This window comes from Paenalicyclobacillus cellulosilyticus, assembly GCF_014647315.1.
GTDB lineage: Bacteria > Bacillota > Bacilli > Alicyclobacillales > Alicyclobacillaceae > Alicyclobacillus_J > Alicyclobacillus_J cellulosilyticus.
Window position 1 is genome coordinate 57,210 of the sequence record NZ_BMOY01000012.1, and the last position, 9,891, is coordinate 67,100.

The 9,891-nt window shown below is 57.1% G+C and carries 11 protein-coding genes and 2 pseudogenes; 7 read left to right on the forward strand and 6 right to left on the reverse strand.

The genetic code is table 11. The features are described from left to right. Positions 1 to 38: 38 nt before the first annotated feature. Positions 39 to 272, reverse strand: a complete 234-nt coding sequence (locus IEX97_RS05495) for a hypothetical protein (RefSeq protein WP_188881608.1) — start codon at positions 270 to 272, stop codon at positions 39 to 41. Between the two features lie 514 nt (positions 273 to 786). On the opposite strand from IEX97_RS05495, the gene IEX97_RS05500 reads away from it, so the two are divergent. After that, complete coding sequence (locus IEX97_RS05500; protein WP_188881609.1) at positions 787 to 1,332, forward strand: RNA polymerase sigma factor; 546 nt, start codon at positions 787 to 789, stop codon at positions 1,330 to 1,332. Between the two features lie 350 nt (positions 1,333 to 1,682). Next, positions 1,683 to 2,657 (forward strand): DUF4179 domain-containing protein, encoded by a 975-nt coding sequence (locus IEX97_RS05505; RefSeq protein WP_188881610.1) that lies wholly within the window; start codon positions 1,683 to 1,685, stop codon positions 2,655 to 2,657. Between the two features lie 145 nt (positions 2,658 to 2,802). Here the strand turns inward: IEX97_RS05505 and IEX97_RS05510 are convergent, their stop codons facing one another. Further along, positions 2,803 to 3,135, reverse strand: coding sequence for a cold-shock protein (locus tag IEX97_RS05510; RefSeq protein WP_188881612.1), 333 nt, complete (start codon positions 3,133 to 3,135; stop codon positions 2,803 to 2,805). Positions 3,136 to 3,281: 146 nt separating this feature from the next. Beyond that, a complete protein-coding gene (locus tag IEX97_RS05515) occupies positions 3,282 to 3,662 on the reverse strand; it encodes a PadR family transcriptional regulator (RefSeq protein ID WP_308426186.1) in 381 nt (126 codons plus the stop codon). A 74-nt stretch (positions 3,663 to 3,736) separates the two neighbouring features. Between IEX97_RS05515 and IEX97_RS05520 the strand changes: the two genes are divergently transcribed. From IEX97_RS05520 to IEX97_RS05530, 3 genes are read left to right on the forward strand one after another with little or no spacing between them, the layout of a single operon-like run. After that, a complete protein-coding gene (locus tag IEX97_RS05520; RefSeq protein ID WP_229776443.1) occupies positions 3,737 to 4,144 on the forward strand; it encodes a GntR family transcriptional regulator in 408 nt (135 codons plus the stop codon). Further along, positions 4,141 to 4,872: an ABC transporter ATP-binding protein gene (locus IEX97_RS05525; protein WP_188881614.1), complete on the forward strand. Its 732-nt coding sequence runs from the start codon at positions 4,141 to 4,143 to the stop codon at positions 4,870 to 4,872. The genes IEX97_RS05520 and IEX97_RS05525 overlap by 4 nt, the downstream gene beginning before the upstream one ends. After that, a complete protein-coding gene (locus IEX97_RS05530; RefSeq protein WP_188881616.1) occupies positions 4,869 to 6,566 on the forward strand; it encodes a hypothetical protein in 1,698 nt (565 codons plus the stop codon). Before IEX97_RS05525 ends, IEX97_RS05530 begins: the two co-directional genes overlap by 4 nt. Positions 6,567 to 6,822: 256 nt before the next feature. Here IEX97_RS05530 and IEX97_RS13540 read toward each other — a convergent pair whose 3' ends face one another. Both IEX97_RS13540 and IEX97_RS13545 read right to left on the reverse strand, forming a co-directional pair. After that, entirely contained in the window at positions 6,823 to 7,227 is a 405-nt protein-coding gene (locus IEX97_RS13540) for an SRPBCC family protein (RefSeq protein WP_229776451.1), read from the reverse strand. A gap of 93 nt (positions 7,228 to 7,320) precedes the next feature. Then, positions 7,321 to 7,572, reverse strand: a pseudogene (locus IEX97_RS13545) (ArsR/SmtB family transcription factor); the annotation flags it as partial. Positions 7,573 to 8,208: 636 nt separating this feature from the next. Between IEX97_RS13545 and IEX97_RS05540 the strand changes: the two are divergent. Together IEX97_RS05540 and IEX97_RS05545 are read left to right on the forward strand one after the other, a co-directional pair. Continuing rightward, positions 8,209 to 8,604 carry a DUF302 domain-containing protein gene (locus IEX97_RS05540; RefSeq protein WP_188881617.1) on the forward strand — a complete coding sequence of 132 codons (396 nt, stop codon included), beginning with the start codon at positions 8,209 to 8,211 and terminating at the stop codon, positions 8,602 to 8,604. A gap of 27 nt (positions 8,605 to 8,631) precedes the next feature. Then, on the forward strand, positions 8,632 to 9,201 hold the full coding sequence (locus tag IEX97_RS05545) for a class I SAM-dependent methyltransferase (protein ID WP_188881619.1): 570 nt from the start codon (positions 8,632 to 8,634) through the stop codon (positions 9,199 to 9,201). Between the two features lie 66 nt (positions 9,202 to 9,267). On the opposite strand, the pseudogene IEX97_RS05550 reads toward IEX97_RS05545, so the two are convergent. After that, a pseudogene (locus IEX97_RS05550) lies at positions 9,268 to 9,819 on the reverse strand (YdeI/OmpD-associated family protein); the annotation flags it as partial. Positions 9,820 to 9,891 lie beyond the last annotated feature (72 nt).

Consider the following 9,891-nt stretch of genomic DNA (forward strand, 5'->3'; position numbering starts at 1 on the left):
AGCATGGGCTTGGCAGAATGTACGAACCGGGACAGGCGTCAGCGCGCTGTCTGTAGCACCTGGATGAGCACCACGACATCGTAAGCGCAAAGGAACAGGGTTCCGGCAAGTGCCGCCATGGGCACGGCCCGGACGCGCGTCAGCCGGTAACCGATGGTTGCCAGGAGGGCGAGGAGCAACACCGCCAACACGGGCCACGAGGGGATGGCAAAGGCCGCAAGGATCGTGAGGACAAGCACAGCAGCGGTCATCAACCAAAGGATCGCCAACATGATTCCTCACCCCCGTTCACGTCCGGGTTGTGACTCGCTGTGCGGTGGGTGGGCTTCATTGTGACGAGCGAACTGCCTGTGTACTCACACGCTTCACAGCGAATCGTGCGGAAAAATGCGGAACACCTGACGCGGTGCTGGTCATCTGCTTCACGCCGCAATGACACCCGTGCATCCAGGCGGATATTTCCATGAGTCGTTTCCGGGCCCTGTTGAGGGTATCGTCCATCTGTGTGGCTCCTTCTACGATGTTTAATTTATTCTAAACCAAACGAAAGGGTTTAGCCCATCATGTTAGAGAGGAGGACACTGGCGTCAATGAGGGAAGCAATGCTTCGTCCCAGAGAAGAAACACACCTGCCGGTTTTGTCCAGGACATCGGATGATCGAAGTAGGAAAGCCCCAGGTTGGACCTTGACGACTCGTCGTGGCCAGCCCAAGTTGGTGCGGTCATGCAACCATTTTGCAGAGAACGTGGTCTTAAGGGGTGCACGGGTGCAAAGGAGGGGAGGTCGTGGGACGGCCAGTGAACGAGGATGCATCCAGCCATGCTTCCATTGTGGACCCATGCAGTTTCACTCGTTTTGCCGAACAGGTGGGCCCGTCGGCGCTGAGGGTAGCGTACCGATGGACGCGCGATCGGCAGCAGGCGGAAGATGTTGTGCAGGAGGCGCTGTTTCGGACATGGCGGTCCCGGGAGAGGATTGTCGAGAATCCGCGCGCGTGGTTCTTCAAAATCCTGTGGCGAGTATTCCTGCATCATCAAAAGCAGCGGAGCTCACGCCGTGAGACCCTTTCCGAGCATGATCCGTTTGTGGGTGGGACGGATGGTCCTTATGACCAGGTGGAGGCGAGATTGGATGTCGAGGGATGGCTGGCCACGTTGCCGGAGCTGGATCGCCATCTGCTTGCCATGCGGTATGGGGAGGATTTCACGATTCAGGAGATCGCCGACATCACGGGGATGCGTGTGGGCACTGTGAAATCGAGAATTCACAGGGCGCTCAAGCAACTGCAAAGGTCCTTGTCCGCCAGGGACGGGACCGCGGATGGATCGTGATGGCTCAAGGCCGCCGGGCACGCACGACGCCCGATTCAACGGCGAACCGGAGCATGTGCGTGGCCGTGAGTTTGCTTGAAGCGGAGGGGGTTTCCATGAACCAAGTGAAAAGGCATCGGGGCGACGACTGCTCGCTGACCGAGGCCGAAACGGTTTTGCGCAAGTATTTCGCATCCTCCGCGCTGGATGTGAGCGGGGTCGACTTTCGTCACATGGCCGACCGTGCGATGCGCCGTGAGGAGCATGTTGTGAGCTGGCCAACCGTTCGTGTGAGGACGGGTCGTGTACAGACGGGTCGTGTACGGACGGGCCGGCCCTTTGCGCGGGTGGTCCTCCGGCGGTGCGGAGGCGTGGCTGCCGCTTGCGCGATCGCGTTCGGTCTGGTGCGCACAGCCTTCTATTTTGCGCCCAACTGGGAGCAGGAGGCGTACGCGGCCATCAAGTCCGTGCCGGGAGCGCAATACGTCGTACGGCCATCCGACGCAAAGATGTTGGCGTTGGCGAAGCGGGGCCAGATTCAGCCGATGGATGTCTCGGCGGAGGATCAGGGCATCTCTGTGCACGTGGTGGGCGCGTATGCGGACGGACTGCGCACGGTCCTCTTCCTAAGGATCGATGCGGACCGAGCACAGATGGACGGCTCCGGGAGCCTCGTGCCGGGTCCCGGCGTGGTGCTGACGGATCAATTCGGGCAACGGTACATCGAGAGAGGCATGACGTGGAACTTGGACACCCACGCCGGCAACTTGGAATTCGACGGGGTGGCGCCTTGGAAGTTGGCCCTCGGCGTGCGGTTTACACTGCACATCCCGGTGCTGGAGCGGGCCCCGGAAGCTGTTTCGAACGCTGGCGCCACGTCCTCCGACTTCCAAGATGTGGGCGGGTCTTGGAACCTGAACTGGGTGCAAACCTCGATTGGCTCCACCCGGTCGATCTCGCTCGACAGCACCGCGGCCTCCAACGGCGTTGAAATTCGGCTCACCCGCGTGACCCTGTCGCCGAGTGCCATGCAGTTTACCCTGACGGCGTCCGGCGACTTCCAGGCGAGTCCACCCGCCAGTCCGTCCGGCACCGGACTCGGGGAAGGAAAATCGAGTGCGGGGACGGGGCCTTCCGAGGAACGCGCCTTCTACTTGGAGCGGGCAACCACCGGTGAACGGCTCCCGCTTGCCACATGGTGGGGGTCGATGAGCTATGGTCGGGAGGTCACGTGGCAACTGGTGACCTCACCTGTGACTCAGCCTGGGAAGTATGTGCTGGTGATTACGCGGTTCAACGGGCAGGAAGGGCGTTGGGAACTGCCGTTCACGATTCCCTCCGGCTGACGCTTGTCCATGATTTGGATAAGCATGCAAAGGGACAGGCACGTACTGGTCTCTCGACGTGGCGGTACGTGCCGTTGTCTCAGGACGGTACTCCTCTCGCGTAGGAGCGGAAATCGCGGTACGGGCATGTTGCGCTGTACGTGACTTACTCCTCGAGCACTTCTACGTTCACTGCAAGGGGAGATCGGTGGTCGCCCTTGTGGGTGGATGAAATGTCAAATTGGACGCGTTGTCCTGGTATTAAATACCTAAACCCCGTGCCTTTGATTCCTGAGAAATGGACGAAAACTTCTGTCCCGCCGTCCATCACAATCCATCCGTAACCTTCCTCAGGAAAAAATACTTTTACCACGCCTGCAAACACGATTCCACCGCTCCTTATCAACAACAAGAGGAAGAACAGGATGAGATATCCTACGAGCCAGGCATACACGTGCGTTCGCGGGTGCCACGCTGCAAGAATCGCCGTTGCCGTCATGAACAGAAGCAGGCACGCGACGGAGATGGTAAAAGGTATCAATACTTCTCGTAGTCGTCACGGTGTGCTGTTCCAACAATGCCAGCATCTCTTCTTCGTATCTCTCCCGCCAACGGCGCGGGTAGAGCCGGAGCAGCCATCGCATCTTAGAATCCCTCCAACATGGCCAGCCGCGCTTTTCCCACAGTAGTGACGCGCTGCAGCGTCGCCGCTTGCTCGTGGAATGCAGCAATGCCGGCGGGGGTGATGCGGTATGGACGCCGCCTGTTCTCGGCAGGAAGTGCTTCTATCCAGTCTTTCTCCTCCAACCGGGCGATGGCACCATACAGTGTCCCCGGCTCCAACTGAGTTCCACTGAACTCTCGAATATCCTCCATCATGGCATATCCATGTTTTGGACCGCTTGTCAAACTGGCGGTGCGGACACAATTTCGACCGAAGCGTGGTCGTGTCAACATGTCGTCAAAGAGTGACGAAAGATTCCTCGTGCATACGATTTGCCGGCTTGTGGGATGTCGTTTCGCCATTCGCCGGACAGTCAAATGAGAAACTTGCTTGACATTGTATCAATCGACTTAATACAATTTCATCAGAGGTGAGGATGGTGACGTTGGATCCGCCATGGCATCCGCCGTCATGGTCGCTCGATCCGAGCAGGCCGCTCTATGAACAGATTGCCCGTTTGATTCGTATCGAGTTGGCATGCGGCCGCTTGGCGCCCGGAACGCGGCTCCCGCCGGTACGAGAGTTTGCCGCGAAATTGCGCGTCACGCCGAATACGGTCATGCGGGCGTACCTGGACTTGGAGCGGGACGGATTGATTGAGACATTCCGAGGTCAGGGCACGTTTGTCCCGCGGGACCCACGTGTGGTGACCGCCAGTCGGCGAGCGCTGGCGCGTGAGGCGGTGGCATATGTGCAGAGGATCGCCGAGTCAATGGGGATGACCGTCGAGGAGCTGATTCGGCTCGCCAAGGGGGAAGAGGAAGGAGGCTGTACCACGTCATGAAGATCGCCGAACAGCGTGGTCAATCGGCTGGTCAAGCGGCGGTGGTGTGCCGTGACATCCAGTTTTGCGCAGGGACGAAAGAGATCCTGAGCGGGGTCAGCTTGACCGTCCATGCCGGGGAAATCGTCGGGATATTGGGCCCGAATGGCGCAGGCAAGTCGACTCTGTTCCGAATCATCTCGGGCATTGTGCCGCCTCACGCAGGTTGGGTGCGATTGTTTGGCCGTCCGGCCGGTGTCAACACGCTGTCGAACACCGCGCTGATGCCCGACCGGTCGAAGCTGCCGGGGTGGCTGACGGTGCGCGAGTGGCTGGGATTTGCTTCGCGGCTGTACCCGGATTGGGATTCGGATCGCGCGACTGAGTTGGTCGACAGCCTGGAGGTGCCGCTGGAATCTCGTATATCCACACTTTCGCGCGGCCAGGATGCCCGGCTGCAGACGCTGACCTGCCTGGCGCGGCGGGCACGCGTGGTTCTGTTGGATGAGCCGTTGGCGGGTGTCGATCTGGTATCCCGGGAGCGAATTGCCGCCGCGGTGGTGCGCGAACTGGCATCGGGTGAGCGTGTATTCTTGATTGCCACGCATGATGTGAGAGAGTTGGAGCAACTGTTTGACCGCATCGTCTTACTCGATCAGGGACGAGTGATAGCGGAAGAATCAGTGGAAGCATTGAGGGCCAAGGGCGTTTCCGTGGAACAGCGCTACAGGGAGGTGTTCGGGGGATGAATCGCAGCGCGGCGCCGCCGCGTACAGGGGCATTCGGCACCCTGCTGGCCTTGGAACTCAGTCGCAGCATCTTCAGGCGCCGGCCACAGTCGGGTAAGCGCAGACCAAGGACTTTGGGTTGGTTGTACGCCTTGTTGATGATGTTGTTGGCCGTCAACTGGCTGGCCCACAGCGTGGGGAGTGCCGAGATGCTGGTACGGGGCGCGTGGGAAGTATGGTATGTGGGTCTGGTGGTTACCGGGACGTCCATTGGGCCGGGAATCGTTCACCGTGGAAGTGTGGACCACTGGTTAGCACTCCCATTTCCACGCTGGCAATTGATGCTCGCGAAGTGGGTGGCTATCGTGTGGTCGGGACTGAAATGGTTGCTGGGCGTCACAGCGCTGGCGGCGGTGGTCTGGGCGTGGGATCTGCATCTTCATCCGGGCCTCGGTCTGGACGGCCGGGAGACTGCGGCATGGTTCCTGCGTGGGTTCGCGTTGGCTGTTGTGGTCTTGCCAGCAGCGTCCTCATTCACGCTGCTCTCTTTGGCGTTCCACAGCGGTTGGGGCCGATGGTTTTGGTGGGTGGCACCGTTCCTGCAATGGGGCGTGCTGGGATGGCTCGTGTTCGATGAATTGGGCGCAACGACAGGCGGACGGGCACCATGGATTTGGCCGCATGATTGGATACTGTTGGTGACCCTTTGGGTGTTGGCGCTAGCATCCTTGCTTGTGGTTTGGGTGCGGCTGCCCAGCCTTGCCGGTTGGGACGGCGAGCACAGTGGGGCAGATGGTTTGTTCAGGCGTGGACGGCCGAGAGGGCAAGATGCTGCAGAGAAGATGTCGCCGGACGACGTGCCTGGTACTCTGTCGCGGACGCCTGGTGATCTGCCGCGGGGACTTCGTTGGACGGAACGGGTGACCGGGCGTCCAGTTCCGGCATGGCTATCGCTTGTGCTCCTTTTGTTCCAGCGAGATCGATGGTTTGGTGGCACGGCTCGTCCGTGGACGTCGGCGGCGGTGGTCCTGTTGCCTGTCGCCGTGGCTGTTGCCGTATGTTTTCTGCCGAGCCGGCAGGTGGTGAACGACTCAGCCACAGCGATCGTGTTGGGCAGTGTCCTATGGACGTGGGGATTTCTCGGCCATACGCTGCGCGTGCTTCGCGAGCACGCGGGCTGGCTGCTGTCCTTGCCGTTCCGGCGCGAAACGGTTCTGTGGATGTTCGCGTTGGCCGATGCGATGCGGGTGGTTTGCTGGTGGCTGTTGTTGGAACTGGGGTTGTTGGCTGGGTTAGCGGTCCATGCCGTAGTGCATGAGCTGCCTGGCTGGGTCTTTCGATGGTCGATGCTGGCAAGTCTCCGCAGCGGGTTGCTGGTCATCCTGGCAGTGCCCTTGCTTTGGCTCGTCCCGCTCGGCACCGCGTTTGCACTGCGCGGTTCGTGGCGCCTCATCCTGTTGTTGGAGTATGCCGGAATCCTCCTGTTGTTCCCGGCCGGCACCTGGGTTCTTCGAGCTGCGGTGCTTCCAGACGTCGATACGGGATTGTGGCCGTCCGGGTTTGGGTGGGTTTTGCTTGCGTTGGTCGTAGTGGGTGTACCGCTTGCCGTGTGGAGTGTGCGTGCGGGCGCGAAACAGCTGCATTCCGTATTCGTGGAAGGGAGCCCATGGGCTGCGGAGATAAGTAATACTGGGTCTTCGCGAAACCGCGGGTGATAGCCGAAGGCAGCAAGGCTAGCAAGGACACTCAAGCCATGCTTCGCACAGGGTAATCCATCGGATTCGGCTGCCGAAGGCGGGATGGGCAAGCCTGCCCAAACGCTGGCAGTGGATGTTTTCACGCTGAAAGCCGGGCGAGAGGCACCGGGAGGCGACCCGGTGGATCGCGGCCCGGCTTCACGCACAGATGCGCCATGCCAGATGGCGTCTTCCGGAGTATCCCACGGTTTTCGCCGTGCGGCGTGTTGGTGTGTCAAAGATCAGCTAACACGTTTTCGAGCTGTTTCGCCATGCCTTGCCAACCATACTTCGCTCCATTCAACGCTTGCTCGGAACGGATACCGGTTTGTTCAAGATGCACATGCGTGGTTCCATCTTCATCCTGTTGCAATGTCCAAGTCACCGTATTGCTTTCCCCGAGGCTGACCCATGTGTACGATAACCGATAGGGCTCGTCCACTTCGAGGACTTCCCCCTCTACGATGCCGTTCCATTCTCCTACCGGATCCATGCGAAACTGAAATTTGTGTCCAACGACCGGTTTAAAATGATTCTCTTTAAACATCATCCATTTCGAAAGCGTATTCGAATCCGTTAACGCGAACCACACCTTCTCGATGGGACTCTTAAAGTGAAAATCGAGCGAAAGAGATTTCATTCTTGTCTCCTCCTGCAGCAACTGATTTAGTATATTCATCCTCTTTTTCCAAAATTTTTCATAATAAGATACCCAATCTTGAACTTGCCTTAACGGTTCAGCATTCAATCGATACAGTGTTTCCCTGCCGACCCGTCGCTCGGTTACGAGGCCGGCCTCTTTGAGGACCGCCAAATGCTTGGAAACCGCTGTCCGACCCATTGAAAAGTGAACCGTTAACGCATGGAGAGGCAATTCTTCTGCATCTGCCAAGAGACGAAGCAATGTGCGCCGAGTTGGATCGGCAATGGCTTGGTAGACATCCCGCATGTGACTTTTTTCGGTCAACATCACCTTCGTCCTCATCTTGATTTCCAAAACGTCACTGCTCGGTGTCCGATTTTAGGACACCAATCGGTGTCGTGTCAAGTGCATCCGAACGATGAAGCGTCGGTGAGTTCATCAAGGACCGTTGCTGTCGCGGCTCGGTGTCTACTTCTTCAATATTCATGCAAACCTTGCAGTAAAATCAGCATTGGATCTCCAACTGACCATTCCAGTTATATCCATTCGTTCCGTATACGCCAGAATGCAAAGCTGCGAATGCACTCTGGGCTCTCGGCTCATGATGTTGAACCCGTGTTCGGCTCCAAGGTTACACAACGGACGCCGCCTGAGCTATCGGGTGAATGACGTATTGTTTATTGGGGGAAGTTTAAGGAAGGGACGATGGGTTGTTGACCATCATGTTGACAATAAGATGACCTCCGTTGTAGCATATACCCTGTACTGTATATACCCATTCCGGTATATCGGTTCGTGGCAAAATGGAATGTGGTTGAAATCCCGGAGATGGCCAAGTCTGGGATCATGAGCATCCCCACGATGACCATGTTCCGCAACGGCCGGACATTGGAGCGGTTTGTGGGTAATATGAAGAGACAACTGGCGGATCAACTGGCGGATGTTTTATAAATTTTGAACCGAGGGAGTGTGGGGAACATGGCGCAGGATTTTCACTACAGTGCCAGTACGACAAAGAGTTTGGACGAGGCGGTGTTGGCGCTGGAGGCGGCGCTCAAGGAACGGAAGTTCGGTGTGTTGTGGCAGTTGGATATTCCGGCAAAGCTCAAGGAAAAAGGTGTCGACTTCGACAAACCGTACCGGGTGCTTGAAGTGTGCAACCCTTATGAGGCGAAGCATGTCCTTACCCAGAATCCGATGGTGGGATATTTCCTTCCTTGCAAAGTTGTGGTATACGAAAACGAGGGCAAAACAGTCATCGGCTTGCCGAAGCCCACAGCGCTCATGGGCGTGATGGGTGACGAAAGCCTCATGGCTACGGCGCGGCGTGTGGAGGCAGCATTGAAGGAGGCGGTGGACGTGGCGGCACGGTGAGTGGAGAGTTTCCTTTAAAAAAGGGGGTTGCTGAAGATAGGGCGTCGATTCGATCCGAAGCACGTATACAGGTTGGTGAATCCAGAGCGCCGCAACCTATTGCCGCCGGAGACCATTCTGCAACAGCTCGATATCGTACCGGAGCATGTGGTGGCGGATATCGGATGCGGGCCAGGTTATTTCAGTCTTCCTCTCGCTCAATTGAGCAGCACAGTGTACGGTGTGGATGTATCACAGGAGATGCTCGACATCTTGGCCCAGCGTGCTGCAGCAGCGGGTGTGCATCATATCCAACTCATCCGTGCTCCGGCAGAACAGATTCCGTTGCCTGACGCCACCGTGGACCGCGCGTTGTGTGCGTTTGTTCTGCACGAGGTGGATGACCTTCAGCAGACGCTGGCCGAGCTCCATCGGCTTCTCAAACCCGATGGCAAGCTGATGATCATCGAGTGGGACACAAAACCGATGGACATGGGACCGCCGTTGGACGAGCGGATGGATATGGAGGAATTGGCAAAGCAGGTACAGGCGGCCGGTTTTTATACTGAAACCAGAAGGTTGAATCCCTACCACTACATGGTATTGGCATGGAAATAAGACCTGGGCGAGTGAGACCCGGTCGTTGGTGTGTATTTCGACGCATATGGCGCTCCCGCCTGCGAATTATGCATTCCATCCCTTTCCTTCGAGGATTTTCGGCACGCATTTTTCGATTCTCGCCAAACGTGTCTTGGATTGTTTGGGTTGCGAAAAATAGAGAATATAAGCCCTTTTCCGTCCCGGCGTCAAGGATTCGAATGCAGTTTTCAAGGCAGGGTTTTCATCGAATTTCATTTTGAGCTCCTCAGGTATCGTGAGCTCTAAATTCTTCTTAGGGATTTTCAACCCTGATTTTTCAACTTCAATCGCTTCGTAAATATAGGCCTTCAGCTTTGGTTCCATGGAAACGATTTCTTGCTCATGGGTGAAGCGAATTTGGCGTGCCGCTTGAACATTCTCTGTTTGTTGGATGAGAAGATGATGCGGATCATGGAGCAAAGCCCCTTTGAAAAAAAGAAGCGCACAGTATTCCTTAAACCCATGGATTAAAACGATGTTTCGGTTCTGATACGTATAACAAGGGACACCCCACTTCAAAGTTTCGGACAGCCCACAATCGAGGATGATCGCTCTTAACCTCTCGAATTCATTCTTCCATTTTGCTTCTTTTTTTAAATGTCTACGCTCGCTTTATTTGTCATCGTTGTCGGCGGGGTTTCTCAAATTGTGTGGCGGAGATGGGAGGAT

Coding starts and splice junctions, on each gene's coding strand:
- IEX97_RS05540 (WP_188881617.1), top strand. CDS start 8,209: ATGGCGCAGGATTTTCACTACAGTGCCAGTACGACAAAGAGTTTGGAC.
- IEX97_RS05520 (WP_229776443.1), top strand. CDS start 3,737: ATGGTGACGTTGGATCCGCCATGGCATCCGCCGTCATGGTCGCTCGAT.
- IEX97_RS05495 (WP_188881608.1), bottom strand. CDS start 272: ATGTTGGCGATCCTTTGGTTGATGACCGCTGCTGTGCTTGTCCTCACG.
- IEX97_RS05510 (WP_188881612.1), bottom strand. CDS start 3,135: ATGACGGCAACGGCGATTCTTGCAGCGTGGCACCCGCGAACGCACGTG.
- IEX97_RS05530 (WP_188881616.1), top strand. CDS start 4,869: ATGAATCGCAGCGCGGCGCCGCCGCGTACAGGGGCATTCGGCACCCTG.
- IEX97_RS05525 (WP_188881614.1), top strand. CDS start 4,141: ATGAAGATCGCCGAACAGCGTGGTCAATCGGCTGGTCAAGCGGCGGTG.
- IEX97_RS13540 (WP_229776451.1), bottom strand. CDS start 7,227: ATGAAATCTCTTTCGCTCGATTTTCACTTTAAGAGTCCCATCGAGAAG.
- IEX97_RS05515 (WP_308426186.1), bottom strand. CDS start 3,662: ATGGCGAAACGACATCCCACAAGCCGGCAAATCGTATGCACGAGGAAT.